General features: G+C 73.3%; 17 protein-coding genes and 1 pseudogene. 11 read left to right on the top strand and 7 right to left on the bottom strand.

The window, feature by feature from the left end:
• The first annotated feature begins 2 nt into the window (after nucleotides 1–2).
• A complete protein-coding gene (locus ACVMYR_RS10350; protein WP_077936132.1) occupies nucleotides 3–503 on the top strand; it encodes a SigE family RNA polymerase sigma factor in 501 nt (166 codons plus the stop codon).
• Nucleotides 496–1,428, top strand: coding sequence for a hypothetical protein (locus tag ACVMYR_RS10345; RefSeq protein WP_457121680.1), 933 nt, complete (start codon nucleotides 496–498; stop codon nucleotides 1,426–1,428). Before ACVMYR_RS10350 ends, ACVMYR_RS10345 begins: the two co-directional genes overlap by 8 nt.
• Nucleotides 1,429–1,541: 113 nt before the next feature.
• Here the strand turns inward: ACVMYR_RS10345 and ACVMYR_RS10340 are convergent, their stop codons facing one another.
• Nucleotides 1,542–3,125, bottom strand: a complete 1,584-nt coding sequence (locus tag ACVMYR_RS10340) for an acyl-CoA carboxylase subunit beta (protein ID WP_077936134.1) — start codon at nucleotides 3,123–3,125, stop codon at nucleotides 1,542–1,544.
• A gap of 155 nt (nucleotides 3,126–3,280) precedes the next feature.
• On the opposite strand from ACVMYR_RS10340, the gene ACVMYR_RS10335 reads away from it, so the two are divergent.
• Nucleotides 3,281–4,156, top strand: a complete 876-nt coding sequence (locus ACVMYR_RS10335) for a biotin--[acetyl-CoA-carboxylase] ligase (protein ID WP_457121679.1) — start codon at nucleotides 3,281–3,283, stop codon at nucleotides 4,154–4,156.
• 164 nt (nucleotides 4,157–4,320) lie between these two features.
• Nucleotides 4,321–4,893, top strand: a complete 573-nt coding sequence (locus tag ACVMYR_RS10330; RefSeq protein ID WP_091279139.1) for a PH domain-containing protein — start codon at nucleotides 4,321–4,323, stop codon at nucleotides 4,891–4,893.
• A gap of 49 nt (nucleotides 4,894–4,942) precedes the next feature.
• On the opposite strand, the gene ACVMYR_RS10325 is transcribed toward ACVMYR_RS10330, so the two are convergent.
• The 3 genes from ACVMYR_RS10325 to ACVMYR_RS10315 form a co-directional block, all read right to left on the bottom strand.
• Nucleotides 4,943–5,518, bottom strand: a complete 576-nt coding sequence (locus tag ACVMYR_RS10325) for a MaoC/PaaZ C-terminal domain-containing protein (protein ID WP_198956449.1) — start codon at nucleotides 5,516–5,518, stop codon at nucleotides 4,943–4,945.
• A 242-nt stretch (nucleotides 5,519–5,760) separates the two neighbouring features.
• Nucleotides 5,761–6,546 carry a GtrA family protein gene (locus ACVMYR_RS10320; protein WP_457121678.1) on the bottom strand — a complete coding sequence of 262 codons (786 nt, stop codon included), beginning with the start codon at nucleotides 6,544–6,546 and terminating at the stop codon, nucleotides 5,761–5,763.
• Nucleotides 6,547–6,608: 62 nt separating this feature from the next.
• On the bottom strand, nucleotides 6,609–7,223 hold the full coding sequence (locus ACVMYR_RS10315) for a GtrA family protein (RefSeq protein ID WP_396789948.1): 615 nt from the start codon (nucleotides 7,221–7,223) through the stop codon (nucleotides 6,609–6,611).
• A gap of 436 nt (nucleotides 7,224–7,659) precedes the next feature.
• Between ACVMYR_RS10315 and ACVMYR_RS10310 the strand changes: the two genes are divergently transcribed.
• Genes ACVMYR_RS10310 through ACVMYR_RS10295 form a run of 4 tightly spaced genes read left to right on the top strand, consistent with a single transcriptional unit; the run spans nucleotide 7,660 to nucleotide 12,375 of the window.
• A complete protein-coding gene (locus ACVMYR_RS10310) occupies nucleotides 7,660–9,504 on the top strand; it encodes a phosphoenolpyruvate carboxykinase (GTP) (RefSeq protein WP_077936138.1) in 1,845 nt (614 codons plus the stop codon).
• Between the two features lie 37 nt (nucleotides 9,505–9,541).
• Entirely contained in the window at nucleotides 9,542–10,435 is an 894-nt protein-coding gene (locus tag ACVMYR_RS10305) for a hypothetical protein (RefSeq protein WP_077936139.1), read from the top strand.
• The gene (locus ACVMYR_RS10300; RefSeq protein ID WP_457121677.1) at nucleotides 10,432–11,574 is read left to right on the top strand and encodes a geranylgeranyl reductase family protein; all 1,143 of its coding nucleotides are present in this window, start codon (nucleotides 10,432–10,434) and stop codon (nucleotides 11,572–11,574) included. The genes ACVMYR_RS10305 and ACVMYR_RS10300 overlap by 4 nt, the downstream gene beginning before the upstream one ends.
• A gap of 30 nt (nucleotides 11,575–11,604) precedes the next feature.
• Nucleotides 11,605–12,375 (top strand): isoprenyl transferase, encoded by a 771-nt coding sequence (locus ACVMYR_RS10295; RefSeq protein WP_043961890.1) that lies wholly within the window; start codon nucleotides 11,605–11,607, stop codon nucleotides 12,373–12,375.
• A 37-nt stretch (nucleotides 12,376–12,412) separates the two neighbouring features.
• Here ACVMYR_RS10295 and otsB read toward each other — a convergent pair whose 3' ends face one another.
• The 3 genes from otsB to ACVMYR_RS10280 form a co-directional block, all read right to left on the bottom strand.
• Complete coding sequence (gene otsB / locus ACVMYR_RS10290) at nucleotides 12,413–13,237, bottom strand: trehalose-phosphatase (RefSeq protein ID WP_091279152.1); 825 nt, start codon at nucleotides 13,235–13,237, stop codon at nucleotides 12,413–12,415.
• A gap of 69 nt (nucleotides 13,238–13,306) precedes the next feature.
• On the bottom strand, nucleotides 13,307–13,660 hold the full coding sequence (locus ACVMYR_RS10285) for a hypothetical protein (protein WP_043961892.1): 354 nt from the start codon (nucleotides 13,658–13,660) through the stop codon (nucleotides 13,307–13,309).
• A gap of 161 nt (nucleotides 13,661–13,821) precedes the next feature.
• Complete coding sequence (locus ACVMYR_RS10280) at nucleotides 13,822–14,262, bottom strand: helix-turn-helix domain-containing protein (protein WP_043961893.1); 441 nt, start codon at nucleotides 14,260–14,262, stop codon at nucleotides 13,822–13,824.
• Nucleotides 14,263–14,527: 265 nt separating this feature from the next.
• Between ACVMYR_RS10280 and ACVMYR_RS10275 the strand changes: the two genes are divergently transcribed.
• The 3 genes and pseudogenes from ACVMYR_RS10275 to ACVMYR_RS10265 all read left to right on the top strand — a co-directional run bounded on the left by ACVMYR_RS10275 (nucleotide 14,528) and on the right by ACVMYR_RS10265 (nucleotide 17,142).
• Entirely contained in the window at nucleotides 14,528–14,935 is a 408-nt protein-coding gene (locus ACVMYR_RS10275) for a hypothetical protein (RefSeq protein WP_457121676.1), read from the top strand.
• Nucleotides 14,932–15,258, top strand: a pseudogene (locus tag ACVMYR_RS10270) (hypothetical protein); the annotation flags it as partial. The gene ACVMYR_RS10275 and the pseudogene ACVMYR_RS10270, both read left to right, overlap by 4 nt.
• A 474-nt stretch (nucleotides 15,259–15,732) precedes the next feature.
• The gene (locus tag ACVMYR_RS10265) at nucleotides 15,733–17,142 is read left to right on the top strand and encodes a PhoH family protein (protein ID WP_077936148.1); all 1,410 of its coding nucleotides are present in this window, start codon (nucleotides 15,733–15,735) and stop codon (nucleotides 17,140–17,142) included.
• Nucleotides 17,143–17,426: the final 284 nt, after the last annotated feature.

Here is a 17,426-nt window from a genome sequence, read left to right as displayed (position 1 = left end):
GTATGGCGGAAGTCGACGGGTTCGACGAGTTCTACCGGGGCAGCCGGCAACGGCTGCTCGGCTTCGTCTACGCGCTCACCGGCAACCTCGCCGAGGCGCAGGATGCCGTGCAGGAGGCGTACATCCGGGCGTGGCAACGCTGGTCCACGGTGGCCGGCTACGACGACCCGGAGGCCTGGGTGCGGGTCGTCGCCTCCCGCATCGCGGTCAGCCGGTGGCGCAGCCTGCGCAGCCGCGCGCGGGCGTACCTGCGGCACGGCGCCGACGACAGCACGCCCGCGCCGAGCACCGACACCGTCGCGGTGGTGGCCGCGCTGCGTCAGCTCCCCGAGGAGCAGCGCACCGCCCTCGCCCTGTACTACCTGCTCGGCATGCCCGTCACCGAGGTGGCGCGGGAGACCGCCGCCCCGGTCGGCACCGTGAAGGCCCGACTCTCCCGGGGGCGCACCGCGCTCGCCGGGCTGCTCGCCGTCTCTGACCTGGAGGAGGCCGCCGATGCGTGACGACCACGACGTGGACCAGCTGACCGACCTGACGTTCGCCGAACGGATGCGGCGGGACCTGCGGGACGTACGCTGGCTCGAACCGGCGGAGATCCGCGCCCGGGCCCGCCGCCGCAGCCGGCGTACGGCGTTGGCGGCGGCGACCGCCGTGCTGGCCGTGCTCTCGGGATTCGCCGTGGCGGCCGGCGGCCGGGCCGGGCACCTCGCGCCACCGGCGGGCCAGCGGCTCTCCTCGAACGGCGCGGAGCCGGCCGGCCGGGCCGAGATCCCGCAGGAGGCCCTGCTGGACCCGACCGAGGTGGGCGTGCCGAGCAACGTGCGGCTGGGCGACTCGGGGCTCCAGGAGCCGATCCGGATCGACCCGCTGCTCCAGTCGTGCGCCGGGGAAAGGGGGCTGGCGGCGGAGCCGCCCGTGTCCCGGTACTCCCGGTCGCAGACCCTGCTCCAGAGGGCCGCGCCCGACAAGGACCAGCCGGGCGGCCTCTGGGTCCTCACCCAGGACGTCTACCGCCTTCCCCCGAGGGCCGCCTCCCGGCTGTTCGTCGACCTGGCCGCGACGATGGCGGCCTGCGACACCTGGCACGAGTCGCGGCCGATGCAGTGGGTCGGCGGGCCGGTCACGGTCTCGGTGACGCACACCTGGCGGGCCGCCGCGGGCAACTTCGCCGGCGACCAGGCCGTCGTGCTGCAGCGCACCTCGTCGACACCCGTGGACGTGGCGACGGGGAAGCCGCTCGATCTGCAGCCGTCGACGGAGACCCTGCTGCTGGTCAGGGTCGGTGACCTGGTCACCGTGATCGTGCCGGCGAGCGGGCTCGGCTTCGACCTGCCGGCGGCCGACCGCCGGACGGGCGACACGGAGCTGCTCGAACTGGGCCGCGCGGCGGCCCGCCGGATGTGCCTCGCCGCCAACCCGGCCTGCTGACGTCCGCCGCCCCCGTCGCCGCTGGCCCGCGGTGGCGCGGCCCGCGGGTGCCGGGGCGTTTGGAAGGGGCCCCTGCTATGCAGAATGCGTTAACAGGGGGCCCTTCCTTGCACCTAGAGCGGGATGTTGCCGTGCTTCTTCGGCGGGAGCGTCTCGCGCTTTGTGCGCAGCACCCGCAGCGCCCGGACGATCTGGGTACGCGTCTCGTGCGGCGCGATCACCGAGTCGACGTACCCGCGCTCGGCGGCGATGTACGGGTTGGCGAGGGTGTCCTCGTACTCGGCGATCTTCTCGGCGCGCACGGCGGCCGGGTCCTCGGCGGCGGCCAGCTCCTGCCGGTACAGGATGTTCACCGCGCCCTGCGCGCCCATGACCGCGATCTGCGCGGTGGGCCAGGCGAAGTTCAGGTCCGCGCCGAGGTGCTTGGAGCCCATCACGTCGTACGCCCCGCCGTACGCCTTGCGGGTGATCACGGTGACCTTCGGGACGGTCGCCTCGGCGTACGCGTAGATGAGCTTCGCGCCCCGGCGGATGATGCCGTCCCACTCCTGGCCGGTGCCGGGCAGGAACCCGGGGACGTCCACGAAGGTCAGCACGGGGACGTTGAACGCGTCGCAGGTGCGCACGAACCGGGCCGCCTTCTCCGACGCGGCGATGTCGAGGGTGCCGGCGAAGTGCATCGGCTGGTTGGCCACCACGCCGACCGGGCGGCCCTCGACGCGGCCGAAGCCGACCACGAGGTTCTGCGCGTACAGCGGCTGGACCTCCAGGAACTCGCCGTCGTCGAGGACGTGCTCGATGACCCGGTGCATGTCGTACGGCTGGTTGGCCGAGTCGGGGATCAGCGTGTCCAGCTCCCGGTCGGCGTCGCTGACCGCCAGGTCGGCCGGGGCGTCGAGGATCGGCGGCTCGTCCAGGTTGTTCGACGGCAGGTACGACAGCAGCGCCTTGACGTAGTCGATCGCGTCGTCCTCGTCCGCGCCGAGGTAGTGCGCGTTGCCGCTGCGCGCGTTGTGCGTCCGCGCGCCGCCCAGCTCCTCCATGCCCACGTCCTCGCCGGTGACCGTCTTGATCACGTCGGGGCCGGTGATGAACATGTGCGAGGTCTGGTCGACCATCACGGTGAAGTCGGTGACCGCCGGGGAGTAGACCGCGCCGCCCGCGCAGGGGCCCATGATCAGGGAGATCTGCGGGATGACGCCGCTGGCCCGCACGTTGCGGAAGAAGATCTCGCCGTAGAGCCCGAGGGACGCCACGCCCTCCTGGATGCGGGCCCCGCCGGAGTCGTTGATGCCGATCACCGGGCAGCCGATCTTCATGGCGAGGTCCATCACCTTGACGATCTTGGAGCCGAACACCTCGCCGAGGGAGCCGCCGAAGACCGTGAAGTCCTGCGCGAAGACGCACACCTGCCGGCCGTCGACCGTGCCGTAGCCGGTGATCACCCCGTCGCCGTACGGGCGGGTGCGCTCCAGGCCGAAGTTGGTGGACCGGTGCCGGGCGAACTCGTCCAGCTCGACGAAGGACCCCTCGTCGAGCAGCAGCTCGATCCGCTCCCGCGCCGTCTTCTTGCCCCGGGCGTGCTGCTTTTCGACCGCGCGCGCCGACCCGGCGTGCACCGCCTCGTCGACCCGTCGCTCCAGGTCCGCCAGCTTGCCCGCCGTGCTGTGGATGTTGATCCCGGTCTCGTTGGTCACCCACGGAATATAACGATGGTTCAGGTGGCCGACGGTGTGCAGTACGCCTCAGTAACCGCGCCGGACCAGCAGCGCACCCGAACGCGGCCGGCATCCGCCACCGGTCGGCCGGCCGGCACCCGCCGCCGCGCACGGGTGGGCCGTAGGCTGGCGGGATGCCCGGCTCGCCGTACACCGACCTGGACCGCCCGCCGCTGTCGGCGGCCCGGCTGCGCCGCGCGCTGACCGCCCCGCACGGCCCGTGGGCCCGGCTGGAGCTGCGCGCCGAGACCGGATCGACCAACGCGGACGTGGCCGACGCCGCCCGGTCCGGCGAGCCGGAGGGTCTCGTGGTGGTCGCCGAGCGGCAGACCGCCGGCCGGGGGCGCCGCGACCGGGTCTGGCAGTCGCCGGCCCGCGCCGGCATCGCGACCAGCGTGCTGCTGCGGCCCGGCGAGGCCGTCGCGGAGCGCGGCTGGAAGGCGGTCCCCGCCGCCGGGTACGGCTGGCTGCCGCTGCTCGCCGGTGTCGCGCTCGTCGAGGCGGTGGGCCGGCTCGCCGAGCTGGACGCCGCCCTCAAGTGGCCCAACGACCTGCTGATCGGCGACGCGAAGTGCGCGGGCATCCTGGCCGAGGCGGTGCCCGGCCCGACACCGGAGCAGCCCCCGGCGATCGTCCTCGGCATCGGCCTCAACGTCACCCTGCGCGCCGACGAGCTGCCGGCGAACCCGACCGGCCTGCCGGCCACCTCACTCCAGCTCGCCGGTGCCGCCGCCACCGACCGGGATCCGCTGCTGCGCGCCCTGCTGCGCTCCGTCGCCGACTGGTACGACCGCTGGCGCTGCGCCGGCGGCGACGCGGTGGCCAGCGGGCTGCGCGAGGCGTACGTGGCGGCCTGCGCGACGGTCGGCCGGTCGGTGCGGGTGCTGCTGCCCGGCGGGCAGGAGGTGACCGGCACCGCGACCGGTGTGGACGCCGACGGCCGGCTGCTGGTCGACACGCCGGCCGGCCCGCGCACCCTGGCGGCGGGCGACGTCCTGCATCTGCGGTGAAAGGAAGGGCCCCTTGTTAACGCCTACGGTAGAGAAGGGTCCCCTTCTCACGCCCGCAGGCGGTCGCGGCGCGGCGCGCGTGAAAGCCACCGCACCGGGTGATCCGCGCGGGGGCGTCGACCCGCTACGGTCAGCTCGTCCGGTTTCTGGCGAGGAGGTTCGGCGTGGCGTTTCCCGAAGACGTGCTCACCGAGGACGAGCACGTCGTGTTGCACCTGCACCCGCACTGGAAGGCCGTGGTGCGTCCGGTCCTGGTGCTGGTGCTCGCCGTCGCGGCGGTGGTGGCGGGCTGGATCCTGCTCCCGGACGGTGACGCCGCGACCATCGCGCTGTACGTCCTCGCGGGGCTGGCGGTGCTGCTGGTGCTCTGGCTCGGGCTCTGGCCGTTCCTGGTCTGGCGCAGCACCCACTACCTGTTTACCAACGAGCGGGTGCTGCTCCAGGAGGGCGTCCTCTCCCGGGACCGGCGGGACATCCCGCTCACCCGGATCAACGACCACGCGATGAGCCAGCGTTTCGTCGAGCGGCTGCTCGGCTGCGGCACCCTGACCATCGAGTCGGCCGGCGAGCGGGGGCAGTCGGTGCTGACCGACGTCCCGCACGTCGACAAGGTCCAGACCAAGCTGTACGAGCTGGTCGAGGCGCACCACGACAAGCACTCCCTCGGCGACGGCGAGATGCGCGACATCCTCGCGGACATGCGAGAGGGCAAGCCGCTGCGCGACCCGTCGGCCTGATCCCGCCGCCCTCTGCCCGCCGCCGCGCTGAGCGGAGGGCGGGAGGCGGTCAGCCGGGACGGAGGGTGAACCAGCCGCGGAAGCGGGTGCGCAGCACCTCCTGTGCCGGCTGGCCGTCGGGGCCGAGGCGGAACATGGTGCCGCTGAGGCTGACGGTGCCGAGCCCGGGGCGGGCGGTGGACGGGCGGGCACCCATCACGTCGAGGCGGGCCGCCAGGCGGTCGCCGGCGCGGACGGGGGCCAGCCAGCGCAGCTCCTCCAGGCCGGGGGAGGCGTCCGCCGCGGCCCGGGCCAGCACGTGGTCGACGTACGCGCGCATGAAGAGGCTGACCGTGTAGAAGCCGCTGGCGATCAGCCCGCCGTGGTGGCTCGCGGCGGCGCGCTCAGCGTCGACGTGGTACCACTGCGGGTCGAACCGGCGGGCGAAGGCGACCATCTCGGCGCCGTCGACGCGGATCTCGCCGAGGTCGAAGGTGCGCCCGGGCGTCAGGTCCTCGAAGAACAGCTCGGCCGGCGCGCCGGTGCCCGACCGGGCCGGGCCGGTCACCTCCGCCGGGCCCGTCGGGCCCGCCGCCTCGTTCGCTCCCGCGGTCTCCGTCGCGCCCGCCCCCTCGTTCGGGGCCACCGCCCCGTTCCCCCCGGCCGGTGCGGGAACCACGGCCTGCCCGGGAGCCGCGGACGGTGCGGGAGCCACGGCCGGTGTGGGAGCCACGGCCTGCCCGGGAGCCGCAGCCGGTTTGGGAGCCGCGGCCTGCTCGGGACCGGTTGCGGCCCCGGCGGGCGCGGCCTGCTCGGGAGCTGCGATCGGGCCGGGAGTTGCGACTGGTTCGGGAGCTGCGGTCACCCTCGTCACCTCTGCCACCTCACTCAGCGCCGGCGTCGGCGGGTGCCGGCGTGCAGCTCCTCGGCGAGTTCGGCCGCCAGCTCGCCGTCGAGCGCGTTGCCGAGCCCCGCGTTGCCGAGCCCCGCGTTGCCGAGCCCCGCGTTGCCGAGCCCCGCGTCGGCCGGCGCGGGCCGGCCCTGGGCGGGTGTCGGGACCCCGTACGCGGTGGCGGGCTCGTCGGGGGCGACTGCCGGCCGCCCGGCGGGGCCCGGCTTCGGCTCGGACTCCTCCAGCTCGGTGACGGACTCGGCCAGCTCGGCCACCGGGTCCAGCTCGGCCATCGTGTCCCACTCGTCGCGGGGGATGGTGTGCCAGGTGTCGGCCGCCGGTTCGGCGGGGGCGGGCTGGAAGACGAACGTCCGGTAGGACCAGAAGCGGAACAGGGTGGCCAGCAGCACGCCGCCGGTCTTCGCCACGTTGAGGGCGAGCAGGCTGGTCATGCCGAGGCCGTACTTGGCCGCCGCCAGGACGCCGAGTTCGATGAGGAGGCCGGTCGCGTTGAACAGGAAGAAAAGGGCGTACTCGCGACGCAATGCCGATTTCGGGCGATCCCGGTACGTCCAGTGCCTGTTCATCAGATACGACGTGATCGTCGCCACGATGGTGGCGATGACGGTCGCCTTGAGTTGGCCGTCGCGGAACACCGTGAGTGCCAGTGCGTTGAACACCGCGTAATTGATGGCGGTGTTGATGCCGCCGACGACGCCGAATTTGAGCGCCTCGTGGATGAACTTCTGCCAGCGCTCAGGCAGCAGACGGACAAGACGCATGCGCAACACCTTAGGCGAGTGGGCGGGCCGGGCCGGTCCGGCCGGACGAGATGGGCGGCGGGTCACGCCGGAGGATCCCGGTCGGTCGCCGCCTCCGTGGCCGTCCGGGTTCCCGCTTCCGTGACCTTCGGGGTTCCCGCTTCGGCGAAGACGAACCGTCGGTACGACCAGAACCGGAACAGCGTGCCGAGCCCGGTGCCCACGACGAAGCTGGCGATGTTGTCGGCGAGGGCGGTCTGGAAGACCCCGGGCCAGATGGCGCCCAGGCCGTACCGGCTGATGGCGAGGCAGGCCACCGCGATGCCCATGCCCACGCCGTTGAAGAAGAAGAACAGCGCGTACTCGCGCGCGGGGTTGGAGCGCTGGCGGTGCCGCCACGTCCAGAACCGGTTGCCGACGAAGGCCACGCTCGCGGCGATCACCGTGGAGATCGTCTTCGCGGTGACCTGCTCGACGCCCCGGGCATTGGCGAGGTAGTTGAACAGCGCGATGTCGACGACGAACGCGACGCTGCCGACGGTGGCGAACTTGCTCAGCTCGCGGATCAGGTGACCGAAGCGGTCGATGAGGGCACGGACCATGCCGGGTCGGGTCGGCGGGGACCCTGGTTGGTCACCGGTCATCGTCGCGGCCACCCGCTGAGCGTACCGGTTGCCCGCTGCGCGGGCGGGTAGCAGCGACCGGGCGGGGCGGTGGCGTGACCGGGCGGGCCGGGGCCGAGCGGAGCGTAACCGGCCGGGCGATAATTCGCGGATCGTTTCGGGAATGCGCATCCGCGCACAGCTTCGCGCATTCCGTCGGCACTTCGCCGATGTCACCGCAACCCTCATCCGCACCACCCGTCGCGCGCGGCCCTTCGGTTCCCGCAGGGCCCGGACCTCGGCGAAGGTCGCGGAAGAATTTGCGTGAAACTGCGCGTGAAAGCGGGTATCAGATCGCGATGCCGCAGCGTGACCGCACCTTGTGCAGTTCTTCACAACCAGTCCCACTGACTCGCGACGTCGCCCGGTTTACGCTGAGGCCAATCCCAGGTTTCCACGAAGGCGACGCCTCGCGCCGTCACCACTCGTGCATGCCGCAGTCCGGTCAGCGTCGACCACAAGGAGATGTGTCATGGTTGCTCCGGCCACCGTTCGGGGGATCGATCAGGCCCCGACGTCCCACCCCAAACTGCTCGCCTGGGTCCGTGAGGTAGCGGAACTGACCACTCCCGACCGGGTCGTCTGGGTGGACGGGTCCGACGAGGAGTGGCGTCGCCTCACCGACGAACTCGTCGCCAACGGCACCCTGATCCGGCTCAACCCGGAGAAGAAACCGAACTCGTTCTACGCCCGCACCGACCCCTCCGACGTCGCCCGCGTCGAGGAGCGCACGTTCATCTGTTCGGTGGACGAGGCGGACGCCGGCCCCACCAACAACTGGATGGCGCCGGCCGAGATGAAGCGGACGATGACGCAGCTCTACCGCGGCTGCATGCGCGGTCGCACCATGTACGTCATCCCGTTCTGCATGGGCCCCGTCGAGGCCGAGAACCCCATGTTCGGCGTCGAGATCACCGACAGCCCGTACGTGGTGGCCTCGATGCGCATCATGACCCGGATGGGCGCGAAGGTCCTGGCGGCGATGGGCGACGACGCGGACTTCGTGTACGCCCTGCACTCGATCGGCGCCCCGCTCGCGCCGGGCCAGCAGGACGTGGCGTGGCCGTGCAACGAGACGAAGTACATCTCGCACTTCCCGGAGACCCGGGAGATCTGGTCCTACGGCTCCGGCTACGGCGGAAACTCGCTGCTCGGCAAGAAGTGCTACTCGCTGCGGATCGCGAGCGTGATGGGCCGGGACGAGGGCTGGCTCGCCGAGCACATGCTGATCCTCAAGATCACTTCCCCGGAGGGGAAGGTCTACCACGTCGCCGGGGCGTTCCCGTCGGCCTGCGGCAAGACCAACCTGGCCATGCTGGAGCCGACCATCCCCGGCTGGAAGGTCGAGACCATCGGCGACGACATCGCCTGGATGCGCTTCGGCCCGGACGGCCGGCTCTACGCGGTGAACCCGGAGTACGGCCTGTTCGGCGTCGCCCCGGGCACCGACTGGAAGACCAACGCGAACGCGATGCGCACCCTCGACCGGGGCAACTCCATCTTCACCAACGTCGCCCTCACCGACGACGGCGACATCTGGTGGGAGGGCATGGGCGAGCCGCCGGCGCACCTGGTCGACTGGAAGGGCAACGACTGGACGCCGCAGAGCGAGGGCCTGTCCTCGCACGCGAACAGCCGGTTCTGCACCCCGATCACGCAGTGCCCGATCCTCGCCGACGACTACTACGACCCCAACGGGGTGCCGATCGACGCGATCCTGTTCGGCGGCCGGCGGCGGGACACCATCCCGCTGGTCACCGAGGCCCGGGACTGGGTGCACGGCGTCTACCTGGGCGCGACCCTGTCCTCGGAGACCACCGCCGCCGCGTCCGGTGCCGTCGGCGTGGTGCGCCGCGACCCGATGGCGATGCTGCCGTTCATCGGCTACCACGCCGGCGACTACTTCCGGCACTGGATCGAGATGGGCAAGGGCACCGACGGCGACGAGGCCAAGCTGCCCAAGGTCTACTACGTCAACTGGTTCCGCAAGGACGCCGAGGGCAACTTCCTCTGGCCGGGCTTCGGCGAGAACTCCCGGGTGCTCAAGTGGGTCATCGAGCGGATCGAGGGCCGCGCCGACGCCGTCGAGACCCCGATCGGCATGGTTCCCGCGCAGGACGCGCTGGACGTCGACGGCCTCGACATGACCCCGGAGGACGTCCGGATCGCCCTGAAGGTCGACCCGGACGAGTGGCGCGAGGAGCTGCCGCTGATCACCGAGTGGTTCGAGAAGTTCGGCGACAAGCTGCCCGGCGTCCTCTGGGCCGAGCTCGACGCGCTGCGCGCCCGGCTCGACCAGGAACAGCCCCGCCGGTAGGTGTGACGCTTGCCCGCACCGGGCACCATCGGATGCCATGAGGACGGCCGCCGCGACCACCGAGGTCCGGCGGCCGTCCGCCGTCCGGGCCCTGACCACCCTGCTGGCCGTCACGGCGGCGGCCACCGTCGTGGTCGAGCTGCTCAACTGGTGGTACGCCCCGGAGCAGGGCTTCGGGCTGGCCGTGCGCACCGGTTGGGCGATGCTGCGCTCGCTGGGCTTCCTGCTGCTGATCGGGCACGTGCGCCGGGGCCGAGCCCTGGCCCGGCCGTTCGGGCTGATCCTCGCCGTCACCACCGTCTTCGCCGTCGGCCGGCTGGTCGTGCCGAGGCAGGGCGTGCCGCCGTTGCCGGGGCTGCTCGGCTTCGCCCTGCTCACCGCGCTCTGCGTGGCCGTGGTCTGGCTGCTGTACCGCTCCGACGCCGTCGCCGGCCACCTCGTCCGGCACCGGAAGGGTCTCGTCGTCGAGGGCGGGACGATCGCCTGGCGGGAGGTCGCCCCGAAGCGGCCCCCGGTCACCGGCTGGCTGCTCACCAGCCGGGCCGCCGCGTTCACGTACAGCCCGCTGATGCTCGTCCCGGCCCTGGTGGCCGTCGGCGTCGTGTTCGACGGCCGGCCCGCCGCCGGGCCCGCCGTGCTGTTCTGGTTCGCCGCCGGCATCGCGGTCAGCTACGTCGTGCTGTTCTGCACCGCCTTCCTGCTGCGCGGCCGGCGCTGGGCCCGCCGCCTGCTGGTGGCGGTCACCCTCGGCGTGCTCGCCGTGGACCTGCCGCTGTGCTGGTGGCTGCTCGGCGTCGACGGCCTGGTCCGTGACGGCGCCCCGTTGCTCGCCGCCGCCGTCCTGGCGTTGTACGGGTTGTGGCGCGCCGGCCGGGCGGAGGCCACGCCGACGCCGGGGGTGAGCCGCCCGGGGACAGGGGAGGCGCCATGAGCGACGAGTACGACGTGGCGGTGGTCGGGGCGGGTCCCGCCGGTGCGGCCGCCGCGCTGGCCGCCCGCCGGGCCGGTGCCCGGGTGCTGCTGCTGGACCGGGCCGACTTCCCCCGGGACAAGGCGTGCGGGGACGGCGTCGCCGCGCACGCGCTGGACGTCCTCGCCCGGCTGGGCGTCACCGGGGCGGTCGACGGGTACGCGCCGCTGCCCCGGATCCGGCTGGTCGGCCCCGGCGGGGACGCGGTGGCGCGGGCGCTGCCCCGGCCGGCGTACACGGTGCCCCGGGAGGTGTTCGACGCCCGGCTGGTGGCGGCGGCGGTCGCGGCCGGCGCGGAGCTGCGCCGGCACGCCGTGCGGCGGGTCGAGCCGCGCGGCGGGCGGGTGGTGCTCGACGGCGAGATCGCCGCGCGGGCCGTGGTCGGGGCGGACGGCGCGTCGTCGGTCGTGCGGCGGGCGCTCGGCCACCCGGTGAACCCGGACCGCCACCTGGCCCTGGCGATCCGGGGGTACGCGCCGGCCCGCCCCGGCCCGCCCGAGCAGCTCATCGTCACCTCCGGCCCACGTTGGCCGGCGTACGCCTGGTCGTTTCCGATCGGCGACGGGCGGGCGAACGTCGGGTACGGGGAGGTGCTGCGCGGCGAGCCGCTGACCCGGGCGCACCTGCTGGACCGGCTGGCCGCGCTGCTGCCCGACGTCGACCCGGCGACGGTGACCGGGCTGCGCGCCCACCACCTGCCGCTGTCCACGCACCGCCCGCCGCCCGGCCGGGGGCGGCTGCTGCTCGCCGGGGACGCCCTGTCGTTGATCAACCCGTTCACCGGGGAGGGGATCTTCTACGCGCTGCTCTCCGGCGCACTGGCCGGCGCGGCGGCGGCCGGCGACCCCGCCCACGCCGCCCGCGACTACGTCGCCGCGCTGCGCCGCCGCCTCGGCGTGCACCTGCGGCACAGCTCGGCCGCGGCCTGGCTCGCCCGCCGCCGGTGGGTCGTCGACGCGGCGGTGCGGGCGGCCCGGCGCGACGAGCGGGTCTTCGGCACCGTCGTCGAGTTGGGCCTCGGCGACGGCCGGCTGGACGCGCGGACCCTCGCGATGATCGGTGTCGGTCTCTCGGCGCGGCATCGGCCACCGAAGGATTGAAGCGCGCGCGGGGTCGCTACTCTGCAAGTGATGACTCTGCGGAATCTCCTCTACTCCGTGTACGAGCGGCGGCTGACGGCCACGCTCGCGGGCAAGCCGGTGCCCCGGCACGTGGGCGTCATGTGCGACGGCAACCGTCGCTGGGCGCGGGAGATGGGCTTCGTCGACCCCAACGACGGGCACCGCATGGGCGCGGAGCGGATCAAGGAGCTGCTGCGCTGGTGCGACGCCGCCGGCGTCGGGCACGTGACGCTGTGGCTGCTGTCGACGGACAACCTGTCCCGCCCGGCGGAGGAGCTGGACCCGTTGCTACAGATCATCGAGGATCTGTCGACCGAGCTGGCCGAGGAGGGCAACCCCTGGCGGCTGCGCATGGTCGGCGCGCTCGACGTGCTCCCGGCGCACCACGCGGCGGCGCTCAAGGCCGCCGAGGAACGCACCCGGCAGCGCACCGGCGGCGCGCAGGTCAACATCGCCGTCGGGTACGGCGGCCGGCGCGAGATCGCCGACGCGGTCCGCTCGTTGCTGCACGAGCACGCGGCGGCCGGCGGCACGCTGGAGGAGCTGGCCGAGACCCTCGACGTCGACCACATCTCCGAGCACCTCTACACCCGGGGCCTGCCGGACCCGGATCTGATCATCCGGACCAGCGGCGAGCAGCGCCTGTCGGGCTTCATGCTCTGGCAGTCGGCCCACTCGGAGTTCTACTTCTGCGAGCTGAACTGGCCCGACTTCCGCCGGGTCGACTTCCTGCGCGCCCTGCGCTCGTACGCCAACCGGCAGCGCCGCTTCGGCGTCTGACCCGCCCGGCCCCTAGCCCGGCCGGGCGGGGCCGGGCTCACCGCAGGCGCGGCAGGGCCTCGGTGAGGAAGTCGCCGAGGGCGGCGGGGGAGTCGATCGTCAGGTCGGCGGCCTCGGCGACCTCGTGGCCGGTCTCCGGGTTGGCCACGGCCACGCAGACCCCGAGGAAGTCCGGGTCCGCTGCGGCGCGGGCGCGCAGCGCCGCGAACGCCTTGATGTCGGAGACGTCGTCGCCGAAATACCATGCCCCGCCGGCGTCCCGGACCACCTCGCCGATCACCATGCCCTTGTCGCGGTCGACCGGGGGCTTGATCTCCAGCACCATCCGGCCGGCCTGCACGCGCAGCCCGAGCCGCTCGGCCTGGGCCTGCCCCCACTCCTCCACGATCTCGCGGAGCTGGGGGGCGGTGCGCCAGTGCAGTGCCACGGAGAGCCGCTTGAACTCCACCAGCGCGCCGGGCGGCAGCTCGGCGCGGGCGAGGTCGGCCAGCTCCTGCATCGTCGGCACCCAGGGCAGCGCCGCGGGCTCGGTGACGGTCTCGCCGCCGGAGTGGCTGTGCTCCAGGCCGTAGAGGCCGTAGAGGTCGATGCCGGCCAGCCCGCCGAGGTGGTCGCGGAGGAACTCCACGGGGCGGGCGGAGACGATGGCGACCCGGCGCACCAGCGGCGCGAGGGCCTCGATCGCGGCCAGCACCTTCGGCGCGGGCTGCACGGCGGTCGGGTCGTCGTCGACGGGCGCGAGTGTGCCGTCGAAGTCGAAGAAGAGGACGGTGTCGGACGCCCGGCCGGCGGTCGCCTGCCAGGCCTGGTCGGCGTCCAGCGGGGTCTTCGGCTGCTGGTTGCCCAGATTCAACGGCGGCACGCGCGACAGCGTACCCCGGCGCGGGCCACTCATTCGTGGTCGAGACGAGGCGCTACGGCCAGGAACAGGTCAGCGTTCGGCGGCCCCCCGGCCCCGGCGCCCGAACGGCAGGACCTCGGCGTCCTGGCCGTGGCTGAGCAGGTAGCCCTCCACGAAGCCGGCGTTGCGGTCGCCGGTGCGCGTCTCGATCTCGGTGAGCCGGGCCACCAGGAACTCGGTGAGCGCGCTGATCCGGTCGTTGAGCCGTTCGTGCAGCTCGGCGACGACGGCCAGGACGACCGCGGTGCCGGCGGTGGTGAGGGCGAGGAGGTTGGCGACCACGGGAAGCTCCCCGTCGCCGACCACGCCGATCACCACGTTGCCGGTCACGGCCGAGGTCAGCGCCACCGCCGCGACCACGACTGCGAACCACTTCAGGGTCATCGACAGACCCCTCCTTCTGTCCCGCAGGGCTGGGTTCGGCCTTGTCCCGTCCCCCCGCCGACGACGAGCCCAAGCAGTACGGATAGGACGCTAGCGTGCCCGTTCCGGCCCCGGAGCGAAACGATTGGGTACGGCTTGCCGTTCTTTCGCCATCTGAGGAACTAGCCCGCCCGATTACCCCTTTTTCGGACATCTACCGGGAGACTTGGGCGATACGCGAGGTATCTAATGGTTTCTCGGATGTGGAACTTCTCCGCGTCGGAGACGTTGGGGTCGACCAGCCGGCGCAGCAGCGCCTCGACGTCCGGGTCCATCGGGGGCGGTGCGGTGGCCGCCCGTGGGGTGGCGGCGCGCTCCCAGCCCAGGGCCGCGAAGGCGGCCGTCGGGTTGAGGCCGAGCCCCTCGCAGAACGCGACCACCCGTTCGGCCTCGGGGTCGCTGGCCCAGTCGCCACGCACCCAGCGGTTGATGGTCTGCCGGGAGACCCCGGTGCGCCGGGAGACCTCGGTGCCGCTCCAGGCGCGCATGGCCCGGGCGTCGTCGAGGGCCCGGCGGACGAAGGCGGCGAAGGCGATCTTCCTGGCGTGAGCGCTCTCGGTCACCCCGTGACGGTACGGCCAGCCGGATCCACTGGGGACGCCGGGCACGCCTATGTCACGTGAATGAGACACGCGTATCTGGCCGTTCGCGGCCCTTCGTGAGGGCGATTTCAAGGCGTATCACCTGCGCAGGATAGGAGCACGTCAGTGGCGGGGTAATCGGACGAAAAGCTGATACTGTCACGCTCATGGGACAGTTTACCGTGTGTCACGTGCACGAGACGACTGGTGCTCGCCTGCGTCCCTTCCCCGTCCTCAGGGGGGCGCGGTGACCGAACTCGCCACCCGTGAGCAGGCGTTCGGCCTGGTCGCGGAGGGAGTTGCCGCGGGGCTGAGCGCCCCCTGGCGGCTCTACCTCGCCCGCGGCTGCCGCTACCTGTCGCTCAACGTGGGCGACCGGGCGGAGTGGGACGCCTGGCGGACCCACCTCAACTGCCCGGAGCTCAGCGTCCGGGTCTACGACGCCGGCGGCGAGATCCGCCGCTGCTCCGTCGCCGAGCTCGTGCTCGACGGCTGCCGGATCAGCGTCGAGCTGGTCGAGGAGGTCAGCACGGACGACCTGGAGCGGCTCCTGGTCGCCGACCCCGCCGACCCCGGAGTCGACCCCGCCGGCCCTGGAGCCGGCCCCACCAACCCCGGGGCCGGCCCTACCGGCACCGGACCGGAGGAGCGGTGAGCCCCTTCGTCGCGGTCGTCCTCGTCCTCGTCCTCGGCTCGGCCAGCTACGCCGCCGGGCGGCTGCACGGCCAGCTCAGCTACCGCATCGGCTACCGGTTCGGCTACCGGCAGGGCTACTTCGACGGCGACCGGGGCGCCTGGAACCGCCGCCGCCGGGAGGCCCAGGCCGCCATCGCCTCGGCCCTCGCCGGCCCTCCGCCGGCCGTCCGGCGTGGCCCGACCGCGCGGCAGGGCACCACGTACACCGGCTCCGCCTTCGCCGCCTCCGCCGCGCCCGCCGCCTCCGCCGCGCCCGCCGTCTCCGCGGCGCCCGTCCCCGGCCCGCCGGCGCGCCCGGCCGGTGCCGTCGCGGTCGCCACCACGGCGACCGCCGCCGTCCGGGCGACGGCCGGGACCACGGCGGCCGTCGGCGGCCGGCACCCCGCCGTCCTGGTCCGGTGGCAGAACTGAGCCGGCCGACGAACCCGGTGCGACGTCCGCGGCGGACGCGCACCGCCGGGGCCACGTCAGACCGGTGACGGTGGTCCCACCGGCCGGGATGCGCGCAGGGGGCATGCATCCCGGCCGGTCCGCCGTGCCCGTTCACCGGTCCGACTCCCGAGATCCACGGGTCAACCCCTAGCCGGGACGCCGTGGCGCGGCTAGCGTCTAGTCATGGCGCGGGATTCCCCCCGGGCCAGCCGGCCAGCCCGGATCTGCGACCTCGCGCACGGGGCCCGCATCCGACCCCGTGTCCCCGGGCACCGGACGAGGCGGAACGCGGATGGCCGGGTGCCCATTCGCCGGAGCAGGCCTGTGACGACTCGCCGTACCCCCGCCGGTGCCGACCAGACCCCGGCCGCGACTGCCACGACCCGCCGTGCCACCCGGAGCCGCCGCGCGGCGACCCCGGTCGAGCCCGAGGAGCCCCGACCAGCCGGCCAGGCGTTCGTCCTGGACACGTCGGTCCTGCTCTCGGACCCGGCGGCCTTCCACCGGTTCGCCGAGCACGAGGTGGTCCTGCCCCTCGTGGTCATCTCCGAGCTGGAGGGCAAGCGGCACCACCCCGAGCTGGGCTGGTTCGCCCGGCAGTCCCTGCGCATGCTGGACGAGCTGCGCGTGCGCCACGGCCGGCTGGACCGGCCGGTGCCCGCCAACGACGCCGGCGGCACCCTGCGGGTGGAGCTGAACCACACCGACGACGGCGTGCTGCCGCCCGGCTTCCGCAACGAGTCCAACGACGCCCGGATCCTCTCGGTGGCGCTCAACCTGGCCGCCGAGGGGCGGGACGTGACCCTGGTGAGCAAGGACATGCCGCTGCGGGTGAAGGCGGCCTCGGTCGGGCTGCGCGCCGACGAGTACCGGCACGGCCAGGCCAGCGACCCGACCTGGACGGGGATGGCCGAGCTGGCGCTGGGCGACGACGAGATCTCCGCGCTCTACGCCGGCGAGACCCTCGACCTGGACGGCGCGGCGGGGCTGCCCTGCCACACCGGCCTGGTGCTGCACTCCGGGCGCGGCTCCGCGCTCGGCCGAGTGCTGCCCGACAAGACGGTCCGGCTGGTCCGGGGCGACCGGGAGGCGTTCGGCGTGCACGGCCGCTCGGCCGAGCAGCGGGTCGCCCTCGACCTGCTGCTGGACGAGTCGATCGGGATCGTCTCGCTGGGCGGCCGGGCCGGCACCGGCAAGTCGGCGCTGGCGCTGTGCGCGGGCCTGGAGGCGGTGATGGAGCGCCGCCGGCACAAGAAGGTGGTCGTCTTCCGCCCGCTGTACGCCGTCGGCGGCCAGGAGCTGGGTTACCTCCCCGGTTCCGAGACGGAGAAGATGTCGCCCTGGGCGCAGGCCGTCTTCGACACCCTCGGCGCGGTGGTGCACGAGAACGTGCTGGAGGAGGTCATGGCGCGGGGGATCCTGGAGGTCCTGCCGCTCACCCACATCCGGGGCCGCAGCCTGCACGACGCCTTCGTCATCGTGGACGAGGCCCAGTCGCTGGAGCGGGGCGTCCTGCTCACCGTGCTCTCCCGGATCGGGCAGGGGTCGCGGGTGGTGCTCACCCACGACGTCGCCCAGCGGGACAACCTGCGGGTGGGCCGGCACGACGGCGTGACCGCGGTGATCGAGACCCTGAAGGGGCATCCCCTGTTCGCGCACGTCACGCTGAACCGGTCCGAGCGGTCTCCGATCGCGGCGATGGTGACGGATCTGTTGGAGGAGATCCCATTCTGACCGAGATCATGCCTGTCTAGTCACCCTTTAGCGTGATTCTGCCTGTGGCCCAGGTCACAATTGGGGCTGGTGGTTTCCCATCAGCCTCACTGTGCGCGATGGTGTCCATCGAGCGTCCACGCACCGCCAAGATCGTCCGTTCCCGTCGGGCACCCGACGGCGAGGAGCGGCGGGGGCGAGTGCGTCGGCTGCGACCGGCAGGGTCGGGGCGCTCACGGCGCGGGCCGGGTCCCTCCTCGGGCCAGGGTCGCGCCGTGTCCTTGCCCCCGACGAAGGGACCACTT

It is taken from the genome of Micromonospora sp. PTRAS2 (genome assembly GCF_054052245.1).
The sequence above is the reverse complement of the archived record's forward strand: the minus strand, read 5'-3'. Positions and strand labels throughout refer to the sequence as shown.

What these genes read in the sequence shown, in the direction of transcription:
- ACVMYR_RS10350 (WP_077936132.1), top strand. Translation starts at nt 3, where the DNA reads ATGGCGGAAGTCGACGGGTTCGACGAGTTCTACCGGGGCAGCCGGCAA.
- ACVMYR_RS10345 (WP_457121680.1), top strand. Translation starts at nt 496, where the DNA reads ATGCGTGACGACCACGACGTGGACCAGCTGACCGACCTGACGTTCGCC.
- ACVMYR_RS10335 (WP_457121679.1), top strand. Translation starts at nt 3,281, where the DNA reads ATGCCCGGCTCGCCGTACACCGACCTGGACCGCCCGCCGCTGTCGGCG.
- ACVMYR_RS10320 (WP_457121678.1), bottom strand. Translation starts at nt 6,546, where the DNA reads ATGCGTCTTGTCCGTCTGCTGCCTGAGCGCTGGCAGAAGTTCATCCAC.
- ACVMYR_RS10310 (WP_077936138.1), top strand. Translation starts at nt 7,660, where the DNA reads ATGGTTGCTCCGGCCACCGTTCGGGGGATCGATCAGGCCCCGACGTCC.
- ACVMYR_RS10305 (WP_077936139.1), top strand. Translation starts at nt 9,542, where the DNA reads ATGAGGACGGCCGCCGCGACCACCGAGGTCCGGCGGCCGTCCGCCGTC.
- ACVMYR_RS10300 (WP_457121677.1), top strand. Translation starts at nt 10,432, where the DNA reads ATGAGCGACGAGTACGACGTGGCGGTGGTCGGGGCGGGTCCCGCCGGT.
- ACVMYR_RS10295 (WP_043961890.1), top strand. Translation starts at nt 11,605, where the DNA reads ATGACTCTGCGGAATCTCCTCTACTCCGTGTACGAGCGGCGGCTGACG.
- ACVMYR_RS10285 (WP_043961892.1), bottom strand. Translation starts at nt 13,660, where the DNA reads ATGACCCTGAAGTGGTTCGCAGTCGTGGTCGCGGCGGTGGCGCTGACC.